A 24,992-nucleotide genomic window follows, 5' to 3' on the forward strand; every position below is an offset into this window, starting at 1 on the left:
GTGAATGAAATCTGACATAACGTCGGACTTATCATCGGATCGTAGCCGAAGTCAGACGGCCCCCGCCGCAGCCTTACCCAGCGAGAACAAGGGTGGCGTCTTCTTCGCTGAGCACGGCGCGCCGCTGTTCGGCTGTGAGCGGCTGAGACTCGACCTCATCTAGAAAGCACTCCCATCGAGCAAGTTCGCGCTCTAGGTGCGCGGCTATGGCGCCTTCCCTGGCAAGTTTTGGGTCTTTCAAGAAGTCACGGATACGTTCGCAAACCGCCTTGTCTCCAATCATCCCTTCTACACGGACCAGTTCCTGCTTCAGAAAGCCTCGATATTTTGCGGCCTCTGACAGGACCGGTGGCGTCACGCAAGCGGCAGGGTACGGAGACGGGCTTTCAAGACAGTCCAAGGCCGCCGACAACTCGTGGAACCTTGAGACGTCCCACGCGGTCTCCGGCTTCTGCTCCTCGGCAGCCTGCGGTGTCAGGGTCAACTTTGGGCGGGTGCTGACGGGCTGGTACGATGGAGCCGATGGCAGCCGACGCGATGCGCCGAAGAGTTCTCCAACCAATCCGAAAACGGCCGCACCGATCAGCCACTCAATCATTGCCTCGACCGCCCACCATCACCTGTCGAACAATGCATTGGCCGTGCCAAGTGACCTTTGTGTGACCGAAAACGGTCGGCTACGAAGCGAAGTCTTCTGAAGGCTGTCCGTTTCATCGTGCAGGCGATGTCGAACTGTCGGCGGTCCGTTCTCCATTCAGACTTCGAAGAAGCGCTTTACGCCTAGAAGCGGCGCTGCGTTCTCTCCTAGATAGGATTTCTTGATCATGTGGCCGACCACAGTGCAGCGGGCCATCTTTCCGAGTTTGCTTCCCATTCCAGACCGACTGAGAGCCAAACTGAAATCGTTTAGACCATCAGTGATCTGGTCGGCAGCAGATCCTTCGACAAGTCGATTTAGGCTTCCCCTGTAGAAACTTGGGGCTATTCCCGTTCGACGAATGAAGTCTTGCACATATCCGTCTTCGCTGGAGCTCGCGGCGTCCAGTTCATAGGAAATGACGTCTATCGTAGCACCATACTTGATGCTGACGGACGTCACAAAACGACACGCACAGACCATTAAGATCGGTGGGAGAAAGCCGGTTTCGACTGAACCTGTGGCCAACGCGGCAAGGTTGTCCATTCCGAATCCGGCCCGATCAGCACCCTCCAAAATGTAAAGCTGCTGCTCTGCCTTAGGATGACCAATATCCGCCGCCTTGTAGAAATTGTCCGCTGCGGCATCGAGATCGAAGGTGGGCAGATAGCCGCCTCCGTGCAGGAGGAACAGGTTGTAATAAGCAGACCCGTGCTCACCTTCGGCTGCCCGATTAAAGTGGTCATATGCCTCTTGGAACTTCTTGGCGCTTACGGCCAAGACGCCTGATCTGTAGGCTTCTTCAGCCCGGGCATCTGAGCTTTTGAAAAACTGCTTGCCGAAAAGTGCCATCCTGAAGGCTTCCTAGAATATGAGTGAGGATTTACCCCTTGCCGTCGATCTAGATGCGTAACGATTTGAAAGTCAACGAAGCGTGCGGCGCCTAGCCCGGCAAATGATCCAACACAAGCATGAACTCAATCCGCAGCACGGTATACACCTTGTCTCTCACTTGATGCAGAGACGGCCCCGAAATTCGTTCGATTAGCTGGTCGGCAGTCCGGTTCTATAGGTCGTTCATTCCGCATGCAACGAAAGGACGCTACCCGCGCTTCGTATTCGGCACGCCTCTTGCTGCTTGGAACAAGTCCGACAGCTTAGGGCTGTACCTGCCATCCGCTGAGCTAGGCACGAAGGGCCGGTTTGGGACGGGTGTGTCGTGAAGGGCGATCATAGTTTGCAGTTTTGCAGGGTCGGTTCACTGCGCACCGCCGTCGCTCGGGTCCGGCCAAGCTGCGCCTGCAGCGAATGTCCGGAAGGTCCGCAGAGCGGTCGATCACACGCCCGCGGTCCCACGCCTCAAACGCGGGTTCGGATCGTCTGATCCGAACCCATCAAGGTGGCGGCTCATGCCTTGAGCCGGTACCCTGTCGCCAGCATGCGCCATGCCAGCAGACATACGGCCAGCGTGGACCCGGCGCTGACGGCCAGACCAAGCGCCGGCGCGCTGTCCGAAACCCCCAGCACGCCGTAACGCGCGCCATCGATCAGGTAGAAGACCGGGTTGTAATGGGTGATCGTCTTCAGGACGGGCGGCAACGCCTCGACCGAGTAGAACGTGCCCGACAGGAAGGCCAGCGGCGTGATGACGAAATTGGTGATCGCCGCCATCTGGTCGAACTTGTTGGCGAAAATGCCCGCAACGATGCCCACGGCGCTCATGAAAGTGGCCCCCAGCAGGATGAAGACCAGCGCCCAGAGCGGATGGACCGGCACGATCCCCAGCACCGCCGTCAGCCCCACCGCGATGGCCACCGCGACGAACACCCCGCGCCCGATCCCACCGGCGAGATAACCCAAAACCATCTCACCCGACGACAAGGGCGGCATCAGCGTGTCGACGATATTGCCCTGCACCTTGGCGATGACGATCGACGAGGACGTGTTGGCAAAGGCGTTCTGGATCAGCGTCATCATCAGGATGCCGGGGGCGATGAAGGTGGTGAAATCGACGCCCATCACCGCACCGCGCCGTGGCCCGATCGCGATGGAAAAGATCACCATGAACAATCCTGCGGTAATCAGCGGCGCCATCAGCGTCTGCGTCCACACCGCGAGAAAACGGCGGTTCTCGCGCTCGGCCAGCGTGAACAGGCCCAGCCAGTTCACCCGCCCGAAACGGCGCGTGCCCATCGGAATCAGGTCGGGGTCGGGTAATTCGGCGGTTTGATCGCGCATGCGGACCTCTCGGGCTTGGTTCAGGGTGCGGGAAAGCGGCTCGGCCGGCGTCACGGACTGCCCCGGTCCCTTGTAACTCGGGCGTGCATCTCTACAATAGGGAACTGATGCAAATGACAAGGTGGCAGGGTTCGGCTCGGCCGTCCCATCCTCCATTTTATGCCAGATTGATGCAAGGAACCCCCGATGGCGTGGAACGACGAACGCGTTGAGCTTTTGAAGAAGATGTGGGGCGAAGGCCAATCCGCAAGCCAGATCGCGAAGGAACTGGGCGGCGTCACGCGCAACGCGGTCATCGGAAAGGTGCATCGTCTCGGACTGTCCAATCGAAACGGCTCTGGCCCGGCGGCCGCGGATGTCGCGGCGGTGGCCGACGAGCCCGAGATCGCACCGGCCGCCGAACCGGAGGCGGTGCCCCCCCTCGAACCCGAGGCACGGCCCGAGCCCGAACCGGAACCGGCCGCGGCGCAGGAGGCCGAACCGGAGGAAGAGCCAGAGCCCGCAGCCGTCACGCGGGTGCGAACGATCGTGCCCGCCGGGCAGCCGCTTCCGCCGCAACCCTCTGCGAACGAGATCGACCCCGACGCCCTGGCAAAGGTAAGCGAGATCGAGAAGAAGGCTAAAAGACTGAGCCTGATGGAACTGACGGAGCGGACCTGCAAATGGCCCGTCGGCGACCCGGCGACAGAGGACTTCTGGTTCTGCGGCTTGCCCGTCCAAAGCGGCAAACCCTATTGCGAAGCGCATGTCGGGGTCGCCTTCCAACCCGTATCGGGCCGCCGCGACCGCAAACGCTAGCAGCCGGCAGCATCATGCCCGCCTGGGCGCGCAACATTGCCCCGTGCGCCGCACGATGGCGCGGCTGCGCCCCCTGCAACCGGGATTAGGTCATGGGCGTGACCCTGCCGGTCGTTCGGGGCAGGGCCAGCCGCCCGAAACCGGCCTCACCGGCGCAGGACCTCTGACAGCAGGGGGTTGGCAAAGCGCCGTTCCTGGGTGACGGCGAAAAAGGTTTCGCTGATCCCGTCCAGTTTGGCGGCCTCGGTCAAGGCGCCCGATCGAAGCTCGTCATGCACGACGATCGGCGGAATGATGGCAAGGCCCGCATCCGCCCGCGCCAGAAGGCGGATCATTGCCATGTCATCGACTTCGGCGGCAAGGTTCGGTCTGACCTCGAGACGGGCTGCCAACGCATCGAAGGCGGCGCGCAACGCGGTCTCTCGCGTGGGAACGATCAGCGGTTCCGTGGCAAGAAGCGCGCGCAGCGCGCGCGGCACTGGACCCACGCGGGCCGGCGTGCCGATCAGGCCCACGGGCTGTTCGTCGATCCTGTGGACAAGCCATGGGCTGGCCGCATCGCGCGCCGGGGCAAGGTTCGTCAACACCACGTCCAGCGCCAGCCCGTCCAGCCCGCGCAGCAGCTCGTCCTGTGACCCGGCGCGCAGAACGACCTCGACATCCGGACGCCCGATCAACGGCCTCAGGAATTGCATCTGGAAGTTGCGCGACAAGGTGGCAAGCGCGCCGACACGCAGGGCCCGCCGCGCACGTCCGGTTTCGCGCAGGGTCGCGGTCAGATCGTCGGCGGTCCGGAAGATCGCCTCGGCATGGTCCAGCGCGATGCGGCCCGCCTCGGTCAGGACAAGCCCGCGCCCGCGTCGCTCGAAGAGATCCTGCCCCAAAGAGGCCTCGAGCGCGCGAAGCTGTGTGGACAGCGCGGACTGCGACAGGTTCAGCCCGCGCGCGGCACCCGTCAGAGTGCCATCGCTTGCCACGGCCCGGAAGAGACGAAGATGATGCAGATTCAGCTGGGCCATTGTTCTATTTTATCGAATGTTTGCGATCATTATATGTAATTTTCTGAAATCCAGACAAGCGTTAGATCGCATGGAATGATCCCGAACCCGGAGCCTGCCATGTCGAGCCTGCCGCTGATTTCCCTGTCCCCTGTTCTGCTGCTGCTGGCGGCGCTTGTGTCGCTTGCCCGCCCCGGACGCCGACCGGGCCGCTTGCCGATTCTGGCGGAAATCGCGGCCCTGTCCGCGCTCGGCCTTGGTCTTGCTGGTCTCGCGCGACTGCTGGCGGCGGGGCCACAGACGGTGGCCCTTGGGGACGCTGCCCTTGTGCGGCTGGACGCGATCAGCGTGACGATGACGTTGCTGGTATCGTTCGTCGGCTGGATCGTGGTCCGCTACTCGCGGCGCTACCTTGACGGAGAGGCGCGCGAAGGTCGCTTCCACACGCTGATCCTGACGGCCATCGCGGCGGTTCTCGTGCTCGTGCAGGCTGCCAGCCTGCCGGTGCTGGTCGCGGGTTTCGTGACGACGGGGCTCGCGCTGCGGCAGTTGCTGCTATTTTATCCCGACCGGGCCGAGGCGCAGCGCGCCGCGGCCAAGTTCATCCGGGTCTGGGGCATGGGCGACGTGGCGCTGATCCTTGCCGCGGGTCTGCTCTGGTACAGCTTTGGCACGGTCGACATCGCCACGCTGAACACACGCGACAGCCTGCCGGTACCGGCTCAGGCCGCGACCGGGCTTCTGGTACTGGCCGCAGCGCTCAAGACGGCGGCCTTTCCGGTACACGGTTGGCTGACCGAGGTCATGGAGGCGCCAACGCCCGTATCGGCCCTGCTGCACGCGGGAATCATCAATTCGGGCGGGGTGCTGCTGATCACGCTCTCGGGGCTGGTGCAGCAAAGCCCCGGAACCATGGCGGCACTGGTGATGCTCGGCGGCATAACGGCGCTGTTCGGCGCGCTGGTGATGCTGACACAAAGCGCGGTCAAGACCGCGCTGGCCTGGTCCACGGTGGCTCAGATGGGGTTCATGCTTCTGCAATGCGGGCTGGGCCTCTGGGCACTGGCGCTGCTGCATATCGTGGCGCATTCGCTTTACAAGGCGCATGCCTTCCTGTCCTCGGGCGGGGCGGTGCAGGCGGTGAACGCGATCCGCAAACCGGGGCCTGTCGCGGTGCCGGGGCTGGGTGCGGTGGCGCGGTCCTTCGCGCTGGCGCTGATCCTTTATGGCGTCGTCGCCGCCGGCTTCACCCTGGTGTTGGGCGACAAGTCACCGCAGGCACTGGCCCTCGGGGCGATGCTGATCTTCGGCGTGTCCTACCTGATCGCGCAGGGCCTTGCGGATTCGGCGCCCGGCGCGCTGACCCGGCGGACGGTCGCGGCCTCTCTTGGCGCGGCACTGGCCTATTTCGGCTTTCAGGTCATCGCACAGGTGCTTTGGGGCCCGTCCCTGCCCCCGGTCCCCGATGCAGGACCGCTGGAATGGGCGTTGATCGTGCTTGCGGTCCTGTCCTTTGGCCTCGTGGCCTTTGCCCAGGCGTTGTTTCCGCTCTGGGCGCATCATCCCTCTACCGCCGGGTTGCGCGTACATCTCGCGAACGGCCTTTACCTGAACGCGCTTCTGGACCGCCTGATCGGCGGCTTCCGGACGACCCCGCAATCCTGATCCGGAGACGCCCCCATGTTCATCCAGACCACACAGATCGCGCCGTCGCTGGCGTCACAGTTGCGCGCGGCGGCAGAGGCGGCGGCACGGGCCATCCCGCCGGCATTCCCGTTGGAGGCGACGGTCGCCGTCAACCCCTTCCTCGGCCAGACGGGCGAGGATCTGGCCACGACCTCGGCCCGCGTCGGGCGGGTGGCGGGCATCCGGCTGACCCTGCCGCGGGCCGACCTCGCCGCGAAGGTCGCCGCCGGCGAGATCACGGACGACGATCTTGCCGCGGCGCTGATCGCCGCCACCTCACCGGTCAAACCGCGCGATCTGGCCATGCTCAAGGCAAAGTTGACAACCAATAGCCACACGCCCGAGGCCCTGCCCACCGTGGCTACCCTGGCGGCACGCGCCACGGGCATCGACTGGCCCGCAATCATCTCGCGCAGCTTCGGCCTGTGGGCCGCGGGGTATTTCGATCGGGGTCAGGCACTCTGGACACCGCGGCCGGGCCAGGGGGCCTTTGCGGCGTGGCGGGAATGGGCGACCCACGACCTCACCCCGGAAATCGCCGGGCTGACCGGCTTCTCGGCCCATGTGGCCGAGGCGCCCGACAGCGCCGAACGTGCCATCCTGCGCGCGGCCGAGCGGCTGGGTCTGACACCCGAGGCCGCGGAGACGACCTTTCACCGGCTGCTCGTCGATCTGGGCGGGTGGCCGCAACACGCCCGTTGGCTGTTGTGGCAGGCCGAGCTGACCGGCGGAACCGATACGACACTGACCGACATGCTGGCGATCCGGCTTGTCTGGGAAGAGGCGCTGCTCGGGCAGTGTCCGGAGGTGGCGGAGGACTGGCAGATGACTGTGACCCGCCATGCCGCCCCCTTGCAGCCGACACCCGACCAGGCGCTGGACGCGATCCTTCAAGACGCGGCCGAACGGGCGCATCAACGCAAGGTCGCGGCCCTTCTGACAGGCCCCGCCGCACGCACCGGCCAGGCCCGTATGCAGGCCGCCTTTTGCATCGATGTGCGCTCCGAGGTGTTTCGCCGTGCGCTGGAGGCGCAGGATCACGACATCCAGACATTGGGTTTTGCCGGTTTCTTCGGCCTACCCGTCGCCCACAGGCCGGCCGGCACGGACGAGGTGCAGGCCCATCTGCCCGCACTGCTGACACCTGCGCTGACCTCGACCGGTCACGGCGCTGCCGATCACGAGGCGGCGATGCGCATCTCGGCGCGCGCCAAGCGCGCATGGGGCCGGTTCCGGCAAGCCGCGGTATCGTCCTTTGCCTTTGTCGAGGCCGCTGGCCCCGCCTACGGGGCCAGACTGCTGAAGGACGCGCTCAGGCTGGGCCCCAAGGATCCGTGCCCCACACCCCCGCCCCGGATCGACGGCGGGCTGACACCGGCGCAGAAGGCGCAGACGGCCGCGTCGGTGCTGCGGGCGATGAGCCTGACAACGGATCATGCGCGGCTGGTGCTGCTGGTGGGTCACGGCGCGCAGATGCGCAACAACCCGCATCAAAGCGCGTATCACTGCGGCGCCTGCGCCGGGCAGACCGGTGAGGTGTCCGCGCGCCTGCTGGCGTCGCTGCTGAACGATCCCGACACGCGCGCGGGGCTGCCGGCGCACGGGGTGTCACTGCCCGAGGACACCCTGTTCGTGGCCGGCCTGCATGATACGGTGACCGATGAGGTGACCCTGTACCACGACACGCCCGCCCCCGACCACGCCAACGACCTCGCGCAGGCCAAAGCCTGGCTGTCGGGCGCGGGGCATCAGGCGCGCACCGAACGTGCGCTGCGCCTGCCGGGCGGCGGGGGGGACACCCTTGCACGGCGGGCCACGGACTGGGCTGAAATCCGGGCCGAATGGGGTCTGGCCGGGTGCGGCACCTTGATCGCGGCCCCGCGTGCGACGACTGCAGGGCGCGACCTTGAGGGGCGCGCGTTCCTGCACAGCTATGACTGGACCGACGATACCGGGTTTGCCACGCTGGAACTGATCCTGACCGCACCGGTCGTGGTGGCAAGCTGGATCAGCCTGCAATACTATGGCTCGACCGTCGCACCGCAGGTTTTCGGCGGCGGGAACAAGCTGATACACAACGTCGTGGGCGGGATCGGCGTGGTCGAGGGGAACGGCGGCCTGATGCGTCCGGGGCTGCCCCACCAGACCGTGCACGATGGCGTGCGCCCGGCGCATGAGGCACTGCGATTGACGGTGCTGGTAGAGGCGCCGACAGAGGCGATAACCGACGTCCTGCGCAAACATGACGGCGTGCGGGATCTGTTCGACAATGGCTGGCTACATCTGCTCGCGCTGGAAAACGGCCGGTTTGCCGCGCGCTATTGCCCCGGCCTGATCTGGAAAACGTCTCGGCTTGATGGTGCTATCCGCTGAAGCCGGGCTGATCGGATCGCCGCGCGCGTTATCCGATCAGCCGGGCGTGCCCCTGCTTGTCCGCCGCGACCTGTCGGTGGCGATACCAATGCAGTCCGCGACGAAGGGTCAATCGCCGACGGCACGACGTTATCTGGCGGCCGTCGGGGTGCCCACGCGGCGTGTGCCATGGCGGCGAAGGCGACAGACCGATCCGTTCCTTGGATGACCGAGCGGGATCGCCGGATCAGGCCGCGCCGGCGCGCAACCCGTCATCCGAGGCCGCCGTCGGCACGAGCGCCTTGAACAGATCCGTCATCTTGAGAACGCCGACCTGCTTTCCATCTTGCGTGACGACATAGGTCAGGCCCGCCTCGCCTTCGGACCGGGCAATCACGGATTCGAGGTTGTCATCGTAATCGACCTCGCCGGCGACGGTGTCGGGAATGTTCTCCGTGACTTCCATGACCGAGCGGACGCGCAGAACGCGGGCGCGGTTGATGTCCGAAATGAAGTCGACGATGTAGTCGTCGTTCGGCGAGATCAGGATTTCCTGCGGCTCGCCCTGTTGCACAACGTACCCCTCGTTCAGGATCACAAGGTGGTCGGCCAGTTTCAGCGCCTCGTCAAGGTCGTGCGAGATGAAGACAACCGTCTTCTTGAGCTCTTTCTGAAGCTCCAGCAGCAGGTCCTGCATGTCGGTACGGATCAGCGGATCAAGGGCCGAGAACGCCTCGTCCATCAGCATCACCGGCGCATTCGAACAAAGCGCACGGGCGATCCCCACGCGTTGCTGCATACCCCCGGAAAGCTGGAAGGGATACTGGTCGGCGACGCCCTTGAGGCCCACGCGCTCCAGCCATTTATGCGCCTCGCTCTGGAATTCCTCCTTTGGAACCCCGCGCACGTCCATCGCCATGCCGGCATTTTCAAGCACGGTGCGGTGCGGAAGCAGCGCGAAGTGCTGGAACACCATCGACATCTCTTCCCGCCGCAGCTTGCGCAGATCCTTCTCGTTGAGGTCGACGATGTTGGTGCCGTCCAGATTGACCTCGCCTGCCGTCGGCTCGATCAGGCGATTCAGGTGGCGGATCAGCGTGGACTTGCCGGACCCGGACAGGCCCATCATCACGGTGATGTCGCCTTCCTTCACATCCACATTGATGTCGTTCAGGGCCAGAACGTGATGGTGATGTTCCAGCAGATCCGCCTTGGTCATCCCGTTCTTGACGTGATCCATCACGCCCTGCGGGTCTTCCCCGAAGATCTTGTAGAGGTGCCGGATCGAGATCTTGGTGTTCTTTTCGGATCGGTTGATCATGGCTCAGCCTTTCTGCGAGGCGTTGATGCGGTTGAGCGCCGCCTTGGTCGTCCGGTCCAGCATCACCGCGAGCAGCACGATGCCAAGGCCGGACACAAGGCCAACCCCCAGTTCAAGGTTGTTGATCCCCCGCAACACGAGAACCCCCAGACCCGGCGCCGATACCAGCGAGGCGATCACGACCATCGCAAGGCTCATCATGATGGTCTGGTTCACACCGGCCATGATGTTGGGCAGCGCCAGCGGGATCTGCACGCCATACAGCTTCTGCCGGTCGGTCATGCCGAACGCCTCGGCCGCCTCGATCACCGACTCGTCGACCATGCGGATGCCCAGATCCGTCAGGCGGATCACCGGCACGATGGCGTAAAGAATGATCGCGATCCCGTAGAGCTTCGGCTCGGTCACCGAAAACAGGAAGATCAGCGGAATCAGATAGACGAAAGGCGGCAGCGTCTGCAGCATGTCGAGGATCGGTATCGTGCCGGCGCGCATCCTGTCGGATCGCGACATCGCGATACCTATCGGGACCCCCAGTATCACGCATAGCACGGCGCAGACAAAGATGATTGCCAGCGTCTGCATCGCATAGCTGTAATAATCGATGAAGGCGAGGCCGCCGAGGCTGATCGCGACAAAGGCCAGAAGCTTCCACGATTTGGATACGAACCAGACAATAAGCATCAAAAGCGGGATGACGATCCACCACGGGGTGTTGAGAATCCCGTAAAGCGCCCCTTCGAGCAGCCATGACAGCGGCTGTGTCAACGGGTCCAGCACGACACTCATGGAATCCTTGACGTTCAGGAACCCCTGTTCGAGCCCGAGCGTGACGTTGCGCGATTGCGGAAACGCGGCGCAAGCGTCGTTCAGCGAGTCCATCGACGGGAACGGCAATTCCCATATCGATGTGCTTTGTTCCTGGCCCGAGGCCTGCGCCGTGAGCGCGTCCATGGACATGGGCGCCGACTCTTCAGAGGCCGAACACCAGTCCTCGAGCCCGAGAGCCCGGAATACGAAATCATATGTCGCCATCGTGACTTAATCTCCCTAGGCACTGCCGCATCGCAGGACATGCCGCGCATAAAAAAGGCGGGGCCGACCATAGATCGGCCCCGCCACTACGAATAATCTTAGCCTTGGTCGAGGACGGACGCAAGATTCTGACGTGCGTCATCACTCAGCCATTCGGACCACTGATCCTGATAGTTCTGCAGGTAGTAGACCGCGGCCTCGTCAGCCGACGCGTTGTTCTCGTCCATCCACGCCAGGATAGAGCTCATGTTGTCGGTCTTGAAGGTCATGTTCTGCATGAGCTTGAACACGGCGGGGTTCTCTTCCTGGAAGGTCGATGTCACGGCGGTGACGATCGGCGCTGCCGGGAAGTCGGACACGCCCGGATTATCGGCCTCTTGGTTCTGGTTGCGCGCGTGCACCTCGGGCTTGACCTCGCCAAGATCGACCTTGGTCATGTCGTATTTGCCGAGCGGCACGGTCGGGCCCCAGTAGTAGCCGAACCACGGCTCTTCTTCCATCACGGCATCGGCCATCGACGAGGCGAGCACCTGGCCCGACCCGGCGTTGAACACCTCGATGCCATTGCCCTCGAGGTCGAGCGCACGCGCCAGGTTGTCGCTGACCACGCGGCAGCCCCAGCCCTCGGGGCAGTTGTAAAAGCGTGCGCCGACCAGATCGGGATTTTCGAGGATGCCCTCGATCGTCGTCACCTCGGGGTGCTCTTCGGCGAGATAGGTGGGCACCCACCAGCCTTCGACACCACCGGGATCAAGCACGGATGCGGCTTCGACAACCTTTCCGGCTTCCTTGAGCTGCTCATACGCGTCACCGGTGGAGTTCAGCCACAGCTCGGTGACGATGTCGGGTTCGCCGTTCTCGGCCACCGACGTGACGGCCGGCACGGTATCGGACTGCACGACGCTGACATTGCAGCCGTAACCCTGCTCCATCAGGAACGACGCAACGCTGGTCACGACCTGCGCAGAGGCCCAATTCATTTCGGTGATCGAAACATCTCCGCATGCGTCGGATTGCGCGTGTGCCGCCATGGGTGCCGACAGGGCACTGGCCGCGAGAAATAGGGATAGCTTCTTCATGATCGTTTCCTTTCGATTTACCGCGTCATTTGCCGTTACGCCCGGTGTTTCAGGGCATACCTTTGCAACGTTTGTTCGCTACAAGGGACGACAACACACATTCGGGCACGGGTATTGTACCCGTGACGTCCGAATGGGCCTGAACGACGTGGATGTTGGGTGTTTTCCCATGCCGAGAAACTTAGCCAAGCCAAACATAAAGATCAACCCCCGACAGGGACATGTGGCCCGGACATGTGGCCCGCGGACGCCGTTACGGGGTCGTGCCACGCCACCCGCGCCATGATCGCGGCGGGCTCAGATATCCAGCGTGTGCTCTTTTTCCCACCGGCTGAAATGCGACACGAAGGAGTCCCACTCCTGATGCTTGAGCTTCAGGTAGGATCGCGAGAATTCGTCGCCCATGGCGCTCATCAGTTCGGGATCGGCCTCAAAGGCGCGCAGCGCGTCGAGCATGTTCAGCGGCAGCCGCGGCGCGTCCGTCACGGTATGACCTTCAGCGTACATGTCGATATCGCGGCGCGGTCCGGGATCGGCATCCGTGCGGATGCCGCTGAGCCCCGCGGCGACGATCACCGCTTGCAAAAGGTAAGGGTTGGCCGCGCCATCGGGCAGCCGCAGCTCGAACCGGCCCGGCCCCGGCACGCGCACCATGTGGGTACGGTTATTGCCCGTCCATGTCACCGAATTAGGCGCCCATGTCGCGCCCGAGATGGTGCGCGGCGCGTTGATCCGCTTGTAGCTGTTCACCGTCGGGTTGGTGATGGCCGCCAGCGCGCTTGCGTGTTTCATGATCCCGCCGAGGAACGCGCGCCCCTTGTCCGACAGCCCCAGCTCGCCGGTATCGCCGGTGCCCTTGTCGGTGGCAAAGACGTTGGTTCTTGCCGCCTCGCCCGGCGCGTCCCACACCGATATGTGCGCGTGACAGCCATTGCCGGTCAGCCCCTCGATCGGCTTGGGCATGAAAGTGGCGCGCAGCCCGTGCGCCTCGGCGACGGATTTCACCATGAACTTGAAGAAACTGTGCTTGTCGGCCGTGGCGAGGATGTCGTCGAACTCCCAGTTCATCTCGAACTGGCCGTTGGCGTCCTCGTGGTCCGTCTGGTACGGCCCCCAGCCCATGTCGAGCATGTAATCGCAGACCTCGCGCACCACGTCATAGCGGCGCATCACCGCCTGCTGGTCGTAGCACGGCTTTTCGGCTGTATCGAACGGGTCGGAAATCGCATCGCCCGACGGCGTCAGCAGGAAATACTCGGCCTCGACCCCGGTCTTGACATGCAATCCTTGCGCCGCAGCCTCGTCGATCAGACGGCGCAGCACGTTGCGCGGGGCCTGCGCGACGGGGGCATCGTCCATCATGCAGTTGCCCGCGACCCAGGCGACCTCGGGCTTCCACGGCAGTTGAATGACCGACGCCGGGTCGGGCACCGCCAGCAGGTCAGGATGCGCGGGCGTCATGTCCAGCCACGTGGCAAACCCGGCAAACCCCGCGCCATTCTCCTGCATGTCGGCGATCGCCTGTGCCGGCACCAGCTTGGCGCGCTGACCGCCGAACAGGTCGGTGAAGGAAATCATGAAATACTTGATGCCTCGGTCCCGCGCGAATGCCGCCAGATCCAGTGTCATGCGTCTGTCCCCTGTCTTGTGATCTTTTTATCATGAACAAGGGCCGGGAAATCCCCGGCCCCTGCGTCAGTCGTCAGTAACCAGTTCCGGGCTTGCCCGGATACCAGTCGGTGCCGGCCAGCGGGATCTGCGCCATCGCCGCGGCCTCCATCGTGAGCGCGCACAGATCCTCCGGTTCGAGGTTGTGCAGATGGTTGTGCCCGCAGGCGCGCGCGATGGTCTGCGCCTCCAGCGTCATGACCTTGAGGTAATTGCGCAGCCGCCGCCCCGCCGCGACCGGGTCAAGCCGCGCGGCAAGCTCGGGATCCTGCGTGGTGATGCCCGCCGGATCGCGGCCCTCGTGCCAGTCGTCATAGGCCCCGGCGGTGGTGCCAAGCGCGTTATACTCGGCCTCGTATTTCGGATCGTTGTCGCCAAGCGCCACCAGCGCGGCGGTGCCGATGGCCACCGCATCCGCACCAAGCGCCAGCGCCTTGGCGACATCCGCGCCGCTGCGGATACCGCCCGAGATCACAAGCTGCACCTCGCGGTGCATCCCGAGATCCTGCAGGGCGCGGACCGCCGGTCGGATGCAGGCCAGCGTCGGCAAGCCGACATTCTCGATGAACACGTCCTGCGTGGCCGCCGTGCCGCCCTGCATGCCGTCCAGCACCACGACATCCGCGCCGGCCTTCACCGCAAGCGCCGTGTCGTAATAGGGCCGCGTGCCGCCGACCTTGACATGGATAGGCACGCGCCAGCCGGTAATCTCGCGCAACTCCAGTATCTTGATCTCCAGATCATCCGGGCCGGTCCAGTCGGGATGGCGACAGGCCGAACGCTGGTCGATCCCCTTGGGCAGCGTGCGCATCTCCGCCACGCGGTCCGAGATCTTCTGGCCCAGCAACATGCCGCCGCCACCCGGTTTCGCGCCCTGCCCCACGACGACCTCGATCGCGTCGGCACGCCGCAGGTCGTCGGGATTCATGCCGTAGCGTGACGGCAGGTATTGATAGACCAGCTTGGTCGAGTGGTGGCGTTCCTCGGGCGTCATGCCGCCATCGCCCGTGGTTGTCGAGGTGCCGGCCGCCGACGCACCGCGCCCCAGTGCCTCCTTGGCCTGCGCCGACAGCGCACCAAAGCTCATCCCGGCGATGACGATGGGTATGTCCAGTTCGACCGGGTTTTTGGCATGCCGCGTGCCGAGGGTGACGCGGGTGTCGCAGGTCTCGCGGTAGCCTTCCAGCGGGTAGCGGCTGATCGAGGCCCCCAGAAACAGCAGATCGTCGAAATGCGGCACGCGCCGCTTGGCCCCGCCACCGCGAATGTCGTAGATGCCGGTCGCCGCGGCGCGCCGGATCTCGGCATTGACCGGATTGCTGAAGGTCGCGGACTGAACCGGCGCGGTGCGCGGGGGGGTATGCGGGTCGTCTTTCATGGTGTCATCCTCGCTCAATACGCGTCGGCATTGTCGATGTCGAAATTATACAGCTTGCGCGCCGAGCCGTAGCGCCGGAACTCTTCCGGGGCCGCGTCGCAGCCCGATCGCGCCAGAAGATCGCGCAGGATGTCGAGATGTTCGGCACGCATCTCCTTCTCGATGCAGTCGGCCCCAAGGCTTTTCACGCTGCCGCGCACGAACAGCCGTGCCTCGTAGATCGAATCGCCCAAGGCGTCGCCCGCATCGCCGCAGACCACAAGGTTGCCTGCCTGCCCCATGAAGGCCGACATGTGGCCGACATTGCCGCCCACGACGATATCGATGCCCTTCATCGAGATGCCGCAGCGGCTGGACGCGTTGCCCCGGATCACCAGCAGCCCCCCGCGGCCGGTGGCCCCGGCATACTGGCTGGCATCGCCATCGACGATCACCGTGCCTGACATCATGTTCTCGGCGACCCCCGGCCCGACAGACCCCGCGACATGGATGCGGGCCTGCTTGTTCATGCCGCCGCAGTAATACCCGGTGACACCGCGCACCGCGACGTCGATGGGCGCGTCGAGCCCCACGGCAACGGCATGCGCGCCGCGCGGATTCAGCACTTCCCAGTGCGTGGCGTTGGTCTGATCCGCCTGCGCCTGAAGCGTCGCGTTTAACTCGCGCAAGGGCTGCGTTGCCAGATCGATCGTCTGCATGGCTCAATGGCTCCAGAAATAGACGGTGGCGGGTTCGGGTTCCCAGACGTGGGCGGTGTCGATATCGGGCAGGTTGACCAGCGCGCGATATTCCGACCCGAAAGCGACATAACGATCCGTTTCGGCCATCACCGCCGGCTTGCAGGCGATGGGATCGCGCACCACGCCAAAGCCGTCGCGCGTGCCGACGACGAAGGTGAAGAACCCGTCCAGATCGGTCAGCGCACTGTCCAGCGCCTCGCCCAACGAGGCCCCCTCGCGCATGCGCCAACTCAGGTAGGCCGCGCCGACCTCGGTGTCGTTCTCGCTGTCGATGCGCATGCCGGCGGCGCGCAGCTTGCGGCGCAGGTTGTTGTGGTTGGACAGCGACCCGTTATGCACGAGGCACTGATCGGCGCCTGTGGAATAGGGATGCGCGCCATGCGTGGTGACCGCCGACTCCGTCGCCATGCGGGTGTGGCCGATGCCGTGACTGCCCGACATGGCGGCAAGATCAAAGCGCGCGACCACGTCCCGCGGCAGCCCGACCTCCTTGAAGATCTCGATGCGCTCACCGTCGCTCATCACCCGCAGCGCGGGGCGCAGGGCGGCGAGGGCCTTGCGCGCCGCCTCGACCCCGTCGACGGGCAGGTGAAGCACGGCATGGGTGTCGACCGGGTGCACCGTCACGTCCATCTTCAGCGCGGCGCTCAGTTCCTCGGCGAGGTTGGCGAAATCCGCCTCTGGCTGGGCCGATTGCACGGTCATCTTGGCGGTGCCGCCCTGGCCCGCGCCATAGATCGCGATGCCCGCACTGTCGGGGCCGCGATCGGTCATGGTCGCCAGCATGTCGGTCAGCATCGCGCCAAGCTGTGGCTCCAGCGCCTTGTCTTTCAGGAACAGTCCGACAATCCCGCACATGGAACGCCCTTTCCGGTTTTCACTACGTCCTGATGGCTAGCAGCACAGATTGCGCAAATCAACCAAGGGGAATTATTTATTCCCTTGCTGAAACAGCATTTCGATTGGATGCCGAAATTTCAGGCAGTCTCAGGCAGTCTGGGGGTAGGCGATGATCGACAGGTAACGCGCCGGCAGCTTCTCCAGCCCCTCGGGGCCGTGCGGCGCGTCGGCATCGAAAAACAGCGTATCGCCGGGGCGCAAATGATAAAGTCGGTCGCTGTGACGGTACAAAAGTTCCCCCTCCAGCATGTAGATCGTCTCGATCCCGCCATGCTGGAAGGTCGGGAAGATATCCGAGGCATAGGACAGCGTGATCAGGTACGGCTCGACCGTCACGCCGCTGGCATTCGACCCGATATGACCCAGAAGGTTGTACTGATGGCCGGCGCGCGTGCCGGCGCGCTCGGTCTCGACCCCGGTGCCCGAGGGCGTATGCACCGCTTCGCGATGCTCTTCGAAGCGCTGGAAAAACGACGTCAGCGGCACGCTGAGCGCATTGGACAGGGTTTGCAACGTGGTCAGCGACGGCGAGGTGTTGCCGTTCTCGATTTTCGACAGCATTCCGATGGACAGGCCTGTCAGGTCGGCAAGCTCGGCCACCGTGATGCCCTTTTGCCGGCGAAACGCGCGCACCTCGCGACCGATGGCCACTTCCAGCACCTTTTCCCGCTCGTCGCGAATGCTGTGCGGATCCTGGCGCAACCGTGTGCCGGGCCGTGCCTTGTCCACGTTTTTCGACTGCACCATGCCGCACGCCCCTTTCTTGCAACGCCGGTCTTGCGGCGGGATCGTCGATTTCACTGGCAATATAATGAATCGGCCTGCAAATGAAACCGTCCTGCCAATCGCCAGACCGGCGTTGTGGCGCGGCTACGGGCGACGTTGCGGGCCCGCTGCACGATATTCAGGCAGGACGCGCGCGTTTCGGGCAGTTGCTCAATACCCATGTCGCGATTATCCTGTATTACACTAAAGGGGGACGGAGATATCATGGCGCAGGGTGTCAGGCAGGTTCTGTTCCGGGGCGGGACGCTGTGTCGTCGCGGGGCATCGACCCTGATCGCCGGGCTTTGGCCCGGCCGCAGCCTGCACGACGTGGATGACGCGCTTGCTGCGCGCCCGGTCGGCCAGCAGGCGGCGATCACAAGCGGCGTATTCCTGTGCCTTGTTCTGGCTGGGTTCTTCGCGGCCCAATTCGGCTGGATCGGCATTCTGGTGTTCTGGCTGGCGGTAATCCTGATCGCACAGTGAGGCGCCCTCAGTACCCGAACGTATACAAACAAGTTATTGGTATTTCTGCAATTTTTTTGACGAAGACTCATCCAGTCGGCACGGACCGTCGTAAATCCTGACACAAACGAAAGGAGACGGTTATGGAACTCATTGGAATTCTCGCGATCGGTACTCTCAGTGGCGTGATGGCCTTTGCATATCTCAGCATTCGTGGCCTCGAAAAGATGAAGGACAGCGACGCGCCGAAATCGGCCCTGTCGCGCGACGGCGCGGAACAGCGCCTGCGCGCAAAGCGGATCTGACTTTGAGCAGCCAATGTTGAAACGGAAAATGCGACCGCGGGCTCCGCGGTCGCATTTTTTGTCGTGAAAAGGCGTGCGCGCGCTCAGGCCACGGCAAGTTGCTTCTTAGGGTCGTAGAAGGGCCGCTGCACCACCGTCGCAGGGGTCGCACCGGCCTGCGTGAACACCTCGAATTCCGCCCCAAGCTCGGCATGTGCGATATCGACCATCGCCAGCGCAATGTTCTGCTGCAGCCGGGGCGAATAGACCGCCGACGTGACCTTGCCCACGAACGCACCGCCATGGGTGATCTGCCAGAAACGCGTGTTCGGCCCCTTCAACGGCTCGCCCCCGAGGCGCAGACCGACCTGCTTGCGGGTGATCCCGGTGTCACGGATACGCTGCAACGCGAATTTGCCGATGAAATCGGTCTCCATGTCCAGGTTGCACAGACGCTCCAGACCCAGCTCGAACGGGTTGGTGCCGCTGTCGGCATCCGCGTGATACGACAGCATCCCGCCCTCAATCCGGCGAATGGTCGAGGTGTGGCCGGGCTTCAGCCCGTAAGGCAGGCCGGCGGTCATGATCCGCTCCCACAGGGCGTCGCCCCAGTCGCCGTCGCGCAGATAGATCTCGTAGCCCAGCTCGCTCGACCAGCCGGTGCGCGACACGATCAGCGGAATGCCGTCCAGCTCCATCTCGCGCAGCCAGTAATAGCGCAGGTCCATGATCTGGTCGCCGAACAGCGCGCGCATGATCTCGCCCGATTTCGGGCCCTGCAATTGCAGCGGCGACACGTCCGGCTCGGTGATCGCGACATCCATGCCGGAATGCACCGCCACGCCTTGCGCCCAGAGCAGGATGTCGCTGTCGGCCAGCGACAGCCAGAAGTGATCCTCGGCCAGCCGCAGGCAGATCGGATCATTCAGGATGCCGCCCTGCGCATTGGTGATCAGCACGTATTTGCACTGCCCGACCGCCATGTTCGACAGGTCGCGCGGCGTCAGCATCTGCACGAAGCGCGCGGCATCGGGTCCGGTGATCTCGACCTGTCGCTCGACGCCGACATCACACAGGATCGCATCATTCACGAGGTTCCAGAAATTCTGTTCCGGATCGCCGAAATCACGCGGGATATACATGTGGTTGTACACCGAAAAGCCCTGCGCGCCCCAGCGGACCGTTGCGTCGAAATATGGCGATTTGCGTATCTGCGTGCCAAAGCCGAATTCATCCGCGTATGTCATGTCGTTCCCCCTCCTGTCATGGTCGGCGGCCCCGTCGGCCGCGATCCATCCTCTGGAGGCACAATAACAAGTCGCATCCCGCCATGCGGACCGAATCGGTCGGGGAATGCAGCCCGATCAGACCAATAATCACGCGCCGACAGGCCGTTCCGACAGGCGCGGGGCGCATGGGTCAATCACGCAACGGCGCGACAAGTTTTGCAAGGTCGGGATGCGCGGCCTTGACCGTGCGGGTCGTGAAATATGTCACGTACCGGTCAATGCCGAGATCGGCGTCCAGCAGGGCGGCCATCATCGTCTCGAACGCGGCAAGGTTGCGGACGTAGATGGTCAGGACGTAATCCATGCCGCCGCCGGTGGCGACGCAATCGGTGATCTCGTCGACATGCACGATGTAGGATTCGAACCTGTCGAAATCCGTCCTGCGATGGTGGGTCAGCGAAACGGTGACGATGACCCGGGTGAAATCGGCGATCCGTTCCAGCGCGATATTGGCGTGATAGCCGCGGATGAACCCCGCCGCCTTCAACCGGTCGAGACGGGCCCAGCAGGGCGTGGGCGACAGGTTGACGATTTCGGCCAGTCGGGTCTTGCTGAGCTGTCCGTGCGTTTGCACGGCGCTCAGGATACGGATATCCGTCGCGTCGAGCCCGGATCGCTTCATGCCGCCGCCTGAATCACTGCCGTCATCGCCTCCGCTCGATCACGCCTCGTAAAGAAATTGTAGCGCGGCGAGGGTCGGTCAAGGCGGTTCGGGACGACCAGTTTTGCGTCGATCGCGTCACCGGACATTGCGTGGCAGGTGCGCGACCGGGCGGATCACGCCTGCCGTTCGGCCTCGGCTTCTGCTTCGGCTTCGGCCTTGTCGGCGGCCCAGGCCCCCGCCGCTTCGACCGCCACGACCGAGCTTGTGGGCACGACGCCCAGATAGCTGTCCGTCTCGCTTGCGGTCGCGGTGGCGCGCTGCGTCATTCGGTAGAGCGCGTAAAGCGCGATCGCGCCGAAGGTCGCCCCCAGCACCAGCCAGAACCCGAACGGACCCAGCCCCTGCATCGCCCAGCCGGTGGCGAGCGGCCCGAGGATCGCGCCAAGGCCGAACGTGAAGACCAGACCACCGGACGCCGCCGGCATGTCCTCGGGGTCGAGCGCGTCGTTGGTATAGGCGAGAAACAGCGCGTACAGCGGCGTCGTCACGCCCCCGGCAAAGAATGCCGCCGCCATCAGCGGCCACAGCCCGTCCGACGGGATGAAGGCCGGCAACCCGTCCTTGGTCAGCCAGCCCAGCCCGCAGGAAACCGCCCCGAGCAACGCCGCCCCGAAGATCAGCTTGCGCCGGTCCATGCAGTCCGACAGCCAGCCGATGGGGTATTGCATCAACAGCGCCCCCGCGAACAGCATCGCCACGAACAGCGAGATCTGTGCGACCGACAACCCGATTTGCGTGCCAAAGACCGCACCCATCCCCGATTGCGTCGCGTAGATCCCGCCCAGCAGGAAGATCCCCACCGTTCCCAGCGGCGAGCTGCGAAACAGCTTCAAGAGCGACATCGGCCGCGCGACATCCGTCGCGGGCACCGGGATGGCCGACAGCAGGATCGGCGCGAACGAGATCGACACCAGGATCGACGCCCCGATGAACAACGCCGATGTCGCCGCATCCCCGAGATTCAGCAAGCCTTGCGCCCCGATGATGCCAAGTGTCTGCGCGATCATGTAGGCCGACAGCACCTTGCCGCGCGTCTCGTTGGTGGACGCCGCGTTGAGCCAGCTTTCGGCGGCCACGTAGATGCCCGACATGCAGAACCCGATGAGGATGCGCAGCACGGTCCACGCCCAAGGTTCGGTCAGCAGCGGAAAGGCGATCAGCCCCGCCGACATGAAACTGCCCAGCGCCGCGAAGACCCGCAGATGCCCCACCCGCCGGATCATGATCGGCGTGATCCGCGCGCCCGACAGGAACCCCAGGAAATAGCCCGAGGTCACGACCGACAGTTCAGCGGCGGAGAAGTTCTCGATCCCGCCGCGCAGACCGATCAGGGTGAAATGCATGCCGTTACCCAGCATGATGAGCACGATCCCGAGCAGAAGCGCCCAGACCCCGGCGAGGGTTTTGATCATGACGCGGTCCTTTCCCGGATCGAGGGTGCACCACCCTCGGTTTCTACATGCGCGCATCGCGGGTCACTGGCGTCGCCGCGGTGCCGCATGTGCGCGCATTAACGACAAGCCGCGCGGCCCGCGTCAACGCGACCTTCAAACGCAGACCGGAAAAACCGCGCATTCGATGCACAAGCGCCACCATTTCGGGCAGCCAGGCCCGCGACGGGCATGGCCGTCGCATACGGTGGTCTGGACCATGCAGTACCGACAGCTACGTTTACTAAAACGGCTGATCACACAGGAGGCATCATGGGACTGATTCACGCTGGCATCGCCACCAAGGCCACGCTCACCGGGCTGGCCATCGGCCTGACGATCGGCGCCGGGTTCGCGCTCGCGGCTCACGGGGCCATGGCGATGGAGGACCGGAAATGATCATTCGATTGGCGAAAAGCGCGGCCCTTCACACCGCCGGGGGCGTGATCTTCGGCGTCACCGCCGCGCTTGCGGCCTGCACCGTGGCGCAGGCGGTACAGCGCGGGCGACCGTGCGGGCGCGATAGCGGGCGCGACGATATGCCGTCCCCCGCCCCGTCAGATCCCAAGGCGACGGACCCGTCCACGCTGTGACAGGGTGGCGGGGCGTATGGCGCCTTCGCGTCCCGCATCCCGATTGCCTGCACAATCGCACTGGAAAGACCCGACATGACACGTGAAACCCCCGCCTGGGCCGTCGATCTTGGCGCGCTTCATGCGCAGGTCTGGACGCGGCTTGTGCGTGGCGTGCACGACCGTCATGCGCCCGCGCGGCACCCGACCCTTGCGACGATCGGCCCGGATGGCATGCCGCAGGCCCGCACAGTCGTATTGCGTGCCGCCGACACGTCGTCTGCGACGCTCGACATCCACACGGATACCTGCTCGGCCAAGGTGGCCGAACTGCGCGACAATCCCCGTGCCGCGCTGCATGTCTGGGATGCCGCGGCGCATCTGCAAGTGCGCATCGAGTCCGAGGTCGCCATCCTGCAAGGCGCGGAGGTCACCGATATCTGGACCCGCGTCCCCGCGCCCTCGCGCAGCGCTTATGGCAGCACGCCGGCACCCGGCCAGCCGATTCCCGACGCGCTCGGCTACGACAAATCGCCCGACCCTGACCGTTTCGGGGTACTGCGCCTAAGTGTCCGGGCCATCGACGCGGTGCATCTTGGCCCCGAGCACCGCCGTGCGCGGTTCGTGCGTGGCGACGGCTGGGCGGGGCAGTGGCTGGCCCCCTGAGACGTGCACCCCGGTGCCATGTGGCGTGCCCGCGCGTCGATCTTGTTTTCCGCTGTAAAAGCCGTCAGGGTGCGTTTCATATCGTCCGTCAGCGGACCATCGGGGTTTTTGATGTCTGCCAACGGATCAGTCTTTGCGGATGTGAAGGTCACTGAAACAGACGACGGGCGCGACCTTGTGCTGTCGGGCGTCTTGACCGTCCAGACGCTTGCGCGGCTTCACCCACAGCTTGACGGCTTGCCGCCCAAGGCGACGCGTATCGACCTTTCGGGGGTCGAGCGTCTGGATACCGCGGGCGCATGGGCCATCGCGACGCTGCAACAGCGCATGTCCGACGCCGGGTGCGACGCCGACCTGCAAGGGGCCAGTGAACCGCATGCGGACCTGATGAAGACGGTCAGCGCCGCGATGCCCGACATTCCCGACACCACGGCCAAGCGCCCGAGTTGGGCCGACAGGCTGGAAACCATCGGGCGCGGGATCACGTCCGGCGGCGTGTTCGCGATGGAGCTGAGCGGATATCTGGGGCTTTTCATCGCCCGTCTTGGACGCGCATTCGTGCACCCGAGCGAGTTTCGCCTCACGGCGCTGGTGCATCACTGCCAGGAGGTGGGGCTGCGCGCGGTGCCCATCGTCGCCCTGATGGCGTTCCTGATCGGCGTCGTGCTGGCCTTCCAGGGCTCGGCGCAGCTGCGGCAGTTCGGCGCCGAGGTCTTCGTGGTCGACCTGATCGCCATTTCCATCCTGCGCGAGCTGGGCATCCTGCTGACCGCGATCATCGTCGCCGGTCGAACGGCCTCGGCCTTTACCGCCGCCATCGGCTCCATGAAGATGCGCGAAGAGATCGACGCGATGCGCACTCTCGGAATCGACCCGGCGATGGCGCTTTTCGTGCCGCGCATCCTCGCGCTGCTGTTGATGCTGCCCATTCTGGGCCTGATCGCGAATATCACCGGGCTTTTGGGCGGCGCGATCATGTCCTGGGTGGAGCTGGGCATCTCGCCCGCCATGTTCCGCACCCGGCTGGTCGAGGGCACGGATATAAGCCATGTCATCGTCGGCATGGTCAAGGCGCCCGTCTTTGCCATCATCATCGGCGTGGTGGGCTGCCACGCGGGCATGAAGGTCGGCAGCAATGCCGAATCCCTCGGCCGGATGACATCCGCCGCGGTGGTCACGGCGATCTTCGCGGTGATCGTCGCGGATGCGCTGTTTTCGATCTTCTTCGCGCAGATGGGGGTGTGATGACAGAAGGTCCGATCATCTCCGTCCGCGGTCTTCGCAATCAGTTCGGCGAGAATGTCGTGCATGACAATCTCGATCTCGATGTCTGGCGCGGCGAGGTTCTGGGGGTGGTCGGGGGGTCGGGCACCGGCAAGTCGGTCCTGCTGCGCAGCATCGTGGGCCTGTTGCGTCCGACAGCGGGCAGCATCCACATGTTCGGCATCGACGCGCTTTCGGCCGATGAGGACACGCGCATCGCCATCGACAGCCGCAACGGGGTGATGTTCCAGGATGGGGCGCTGTTCTCGTCGCTTACCGTGCGCGAGAATGTCGAGGTGCCGCTGCGGGTCGTATCCGATCTGTCGCCGGACCTGCGCCATGCCCTTGCCGATCTCAAGATCTCGATGTCGGGCCTGCCCTGGGCTGCGGGCAACAACTACCCGTCCGAACTGTCGGGCGGCATGCGCAAGCGCGCGGGGCTGGCGCGGGCCCTCGCCCTCGATCCCGAGATCGTCTTTCTGGACGAGCCGACCGCCGGTCTCGACCCCATCGGCGCATCGGGGTTCGACACGCTGATCCGGGGCCTCTCAAAGCAGCTCGGGCTGACCGTGTTCCTTGTCACGCATGATCTTGATACGCTGCATGCAACTTGTGACCGGATCGCGGTGTTGGCAGAGAAACGCGTGCTTGTCACCGGCACCATGTCGGAGATGCTGGACGTCGATCATCCGTGGGTGCATGAGTATTTCCACGGCCCCCGCGCGCGCGCCGCGATGGACGCCAAGGACAGGACCGACTGAAAA

General features: G+C 64.4%; 26 protein-coding genes. 10 read left to right on the plus strand and 16 right to left on the minus strand.

The window, feature by feature from the left end; translation table 11 throughout:
- Positions 1-73: 73 nt before the first annotated feature.
- The 3 genes from ACROSR_RS01870 to ACROSR_RS01880 all read right to left on the minus strand — a co-directional run bounded on the left by ACROSR_RS01870 (position 74) and on the right by ACROSR_RS01880 (position 2,875).
- The gene (locus ACROSR_RS01870) at positions 74-598 is read right to left on the minus strand and encodes a hypothetical protein (protein WP_432682061.1); all 525 of its coding nucleotides are present in this window, start codon (positions 596-598) and stop codon (positions 74-76) included.
- 156 nt (positions 599-754) lie between these two features.
- Positions 755-1,489, minus strand: coding sequence for an SEL1-like repeat protein (locus ACROSR_RS01875; RefSeq protein WP_432682062.1), 735 nt, complete (start codon positions 1,487-1,489; stop codon positions 755-757).
- 555 nt (positions 1,490-2,044) lie between these two features.
- The gene (locus tag ACROSR_RS01880) at positions 2,045-2,875 is read right to left on the minus strand and encodes an ABC transporter permease (protein WP_432682063.1); all 831 of its coding nucleotides are present in this window, start codon (positions 2,873-2,875) and stop codon (positions 2,045-2,047) included.
- 186 nt (positions 2,876-3,061) lie between these two features.
- On the opposite strand from ACROSR_RS01880, the gene ACROSR_RS01885 reads away from it, so the two are divergent.
- Positions 3,062-3,673, plus strand: a complete 612-nt coding sequence (locus ACROSR_RS01885; protein WP_432682064.1) for a GcrA family cell cycle regulator — start codon at positions 3,062-3,064, stop codon at positions 3,671-3,673.
- A 146-nt stretch (positions 3,674-3,819) separates the two neighbouring features.
- Here ACROSR_RS01885 and ACROSR_RS01890 read toward each other — a convergent pair whose 3' ends face one another.
- Positions 3,820-4,692 (minus strand): LysR family transcriptional regulator, encoded by an 873-nt coding sequence (locus ACROSR_RS01890; RefSeq protein ID WP_432682065.1) that lies wholly within the window; start codon positions 4,690-4,692, stop codon positions 3,820-3,822.
- Positions 4,693-4,767: 75 nt separating this feature from the next.
- On the opposite strand from ACROSR_RS01890, the gene ACROSR_RS01895 reads away from it, so the two are divergent.
- Together ACROSR_RS01895 and ACROSR_RS01900 are read left to right on the plus strand one after the other, a co-directional pair.
- Positions 4,768-6,336 (plus strand): proton-conducting transporter transmembrane domain-containing protein, encoded by a 1,569-nt coding sequence (locus ACROSR_RS01895; RefSeq protein WP_432682066.1) that lies wholly within the window; start codon positions 4,768-4,770, stop codon positions 6,334-6,336.
- A 15-nt stretch (positions 6,337-6,351) separates the two neighbouring features.
- Positions 6,352-8,730, plus strand: a complete 2,379-nt coding sequence (locus ACROSR_RS01900; RefSeq protein WP_432682067.1) for a YbcC family protein — start codon at positions 6,352-6,354, stop codon at positions 8,728-8,730.
- 226 nt (positions 8,731-8,956) lie between these two features.
- Here ACROSR_RS01900 and ACROSR_RS01905 read toward each other — a convergent pair whose 3' ends face one another.
- The 9 genes from ACROSR_RS01905 to ACROSR_RS01945 form a co-directional block, all read right to left on the minus strand.
- A complete protein-coding gene (locus tag ACROSR_RS01905) occupies positions 8,957-10,030 on the minus strand; it encodes a betaine/proline/choline family ABC transporter ATP-binding protein (protein ID WP_432682068.1) in 1,074 nt (357 codons plus the stop codon).
- 3 nt (positions 10,031-10,033) lie between these two features.
- Positions 10,034-11,065: an ABC transporter permease gene (locus ACROSR_RS01910; RefSeq protein WP_432682069.1), complete on the minus strand. Its 1,032-nt coding sequence runs from the start codon at positions 11,063-11,065 to the stop codon at positions 10,034-10,036.
- Between the two features lie 98 nt (positions 11,066-11,163).
- Positions 11,164-12,144: an ABC transporter substrate-binding protein gene (locus ACROSR_RS01915; RefSeq protein WP_432682070.1), complete on the minus strand. Its 981-nt coding sequence runs from the start codon at positions 12,142-12,144 to the stop codon at positions 11,164-11,166.
- A gap of 297 nt (positions 12,145-12,441) precedes the next feature.
- The gene (gene glnT / locus ACROSR_RS01920) at positions 12,442-13,773 is read right to left on the minus strand and encodes a type III glutamate--ammonia ligase (protein ID WP_432682071.1); all 1,332 of its coding nucleotides are present in this window, start codon (positions 13,771-13,773) and stop codon (positions 12,442-12,444) included.
- Between the two features lie 73 nt (positions 13,774-13,846).
- Entirely contained in the window at positions 13,847-15,190 is a 1,344-nt protein-coding gene (locus ACROSR_RS01925; RefSeq protein WP_432682072.1) for an FMN-binding glutamate synthase family protein, read from the minus strand.
- Between the two features lie 14 nt (positions 15,191-15,204).
- Positions 15,205-15,888, minus strand: a complete 684-nt coding sequence (locus ACROSR_RS01930) for a GltB/FmdC/FwdC-like GXGXG domain-containing protein (RefSeq protein ID WP_432682074.1) — start codon at positions 15,886-15,888, stop codon at positions 15,205-15,207.
- A 3-nt stretch (positions 15,889-15,891) separates the two neighbouring features.
- Positions 15,892-16,788, minus strand: a complete 897-nt coding sequence (locus ACROSR_RS01935; RefSeq protein ID WP_432682075.1) for a class II glutamine amidotransferase — start codon at positions 16,786-16,788, stop codon at positions 15,892-15,894.
- A 129-nt stretch (positions 16,789-16,917) separates the two neighbouring features.
- Positions 16,918-17,577 carry a helix-turn-helix domain-containing protein gene (locus ACROSR_RS01940; RefSeq protein WP_432682076.1) on the minus strand — a complete coding sequence of 220 codons (660 nt, stop codon included), beginning with the start codon at positions 17,575-17,577 and terminating at the stop codon, positions 16,918-16,920.
- 50 nt (positions 17,578-17,627) lie between these two features.
- Entirely contained in the window at positions 17,628-17,777 is a 150-nt protein-coding gene (locus ACROSR_RS01945; RefSeq protein ID WP_432682078.1) for a hypothetical protein, read from the minus strand.
- 43 nt (positions 17,778-17,820) lie between these two features.
- Between ACROSR_RS01945 and ACROSR_RS01950 the strand changes: the two genes are divergently transcribed.
- Together ACROSR_RS01950 and ACROSR_RS01955 are read left to right on the plus strand one after the other, a co-directional pair.
- Positions 17,821-18,081, plus strand: a complete 261-nt coding sequence (locus ACROSR_RS01950; RefSeq protein ID WP_432682079.1) for a hypothetical protein — start codon at positions 17,821-17,823, stop codon at positions 18,079-18,081.
- A 122-nt stretch (positions 18,082-18,203) separates the two neighbouring features.
- On the plus strand, positions 18,204-18,365 hold the full coding sequence (locus tag ACROSR_RS01955; RefSeq protein WP_432682081.1) for a hypothetical protein: 162 nt from the start codon (positions 18,204-18,206) through the stop codon (positions 18,363-18,365).
- A gap of 83 nt (positions 18,366-18,448) precedes the next feature.
- Here ACROSR_RS01955 and ACROSR_RS01960 read toward each other — a convergent pair whose 3' ends face one another.
- The 3 genes from ACROSR_RS01960 to ACROSR_RS01970 form a co-directional block, all read right to left on the minus strand.
- Positions 18,449-19,591 (minus strand): glycine cleavage T C-terminal barrel domain-containing protein, encoded by a 1,143-nt coding sequence (locus tag ACROSR_RS01960; RefSeq protein ID WP_432682082.1) that lies wholly within the window; start codon positions 19,589-19,591, stop codon positions 18,449-18,451.
- Between the two features lie 172 nt (positions 19,592-19,763).
- A complete protein-coding gene (locus ACROSR_RS01965; protein ID WP_432682084.1) occupies positions 19,764-20,255 on the minus strand; it encodes an Lrp/AsnC family transcriptional regulator in 492 nt (163 codons plus the stop codon).
- 155 nt (positions 20,256-20,410) lie between these two features.
- Entirely contained in the window at positions 20,411-21,709 is a 1,299-nt protein-coding gene (locus ACROSR_RS01970; RefSeq protein WP_432682086.1) for an MFS transporter, read from the minus strand.
- A 291-nt stretch (positions 21,710-22,000) separates the two neighbouring features.
- Here ACROSR_RS01970 and ACROSR_RS01975 point away from each other — a divergent pair, with 291 nt between their 5' ends.
- The 5 genes from ACROSR_RS01975 (at position 22,001) to ACROSR_RS01995 (ending at position 24,989) form a co-directional block, all read left to right on the plus strand.
- Positions 22,001-22,126, plus strand: coding sequence for a hypothetical protein (locus ACROSR_RS01975; RefSeq protein ID WP_432682087.1), 126 nt, complete (start codon positions 22,001-22,003; stop codon positions 22,124-22,126).
- Positions 22,123-22,320, plus strand: a complete 198-nt coding sequence (locus tag ACROSR_RS01980) for a hypothetical protein (protein ID WP_432682088.1) — start codon at positions 22,123-22,125, stop codon at positions 22,318-22,320. Before ACROSR_RS01975 ends, ACROSR_RS01980 begins: the two co-directional genes overlap by 4 nt.
- Positions 22,321-22,395: 75 nt before the next feature.
- Positions 22,396-22,965: a pyridoxamine 5'-phosphate oxidase family protein gene (locus tag ACROSR_RS01985; RefSeq protein ID WP_432682089.1), complete on the plus strand. Its 570-nt coding sequence runs from the start codon at positions 22,396-22,398 to the stop codon at positions 22,963-22,965.
- 111 nt (positions 22,966-23,076) lie between these two features.
- On the plus strand, positions 23,077-24,210 hold the full coding sequence (locus tag ACROSR_RS01990; protein ID WP_432682090.1) for an ABC transporter permease: 1,134 nt from the start codon (positions 23,077-23,079) through the stop codon (positions 24,208-24,210).
- Positions 24,210-24,989 (plus strand): ABC transporter ATP-binding protein, encoded by a 780-nt coding sequence (locus ACROSR_RS01995; protein WP_432682091.1) that lies wholly within the window; start codon positions 24,210-24,212, stop codon positions 24,987-24,989. Before ACROSR_RS01990 ends, ACROSR_RS01995 begins: the two co-directional genes overlap by 1 nt.
- The last annotated feature ends 3 nt before the right edge of the window (positions 24,990-24,992 follow it).

The organism is Roseovarius tibetensis (assembly GCF_050896375.1).
Classification (GTDB): domain Bacteria; phylum Pseudomonadota; class Alphaproteobacteria; order Rhodobacterales; family Rhodobacteraceae; genus Roseovarius; species Roseovarius tibetensis.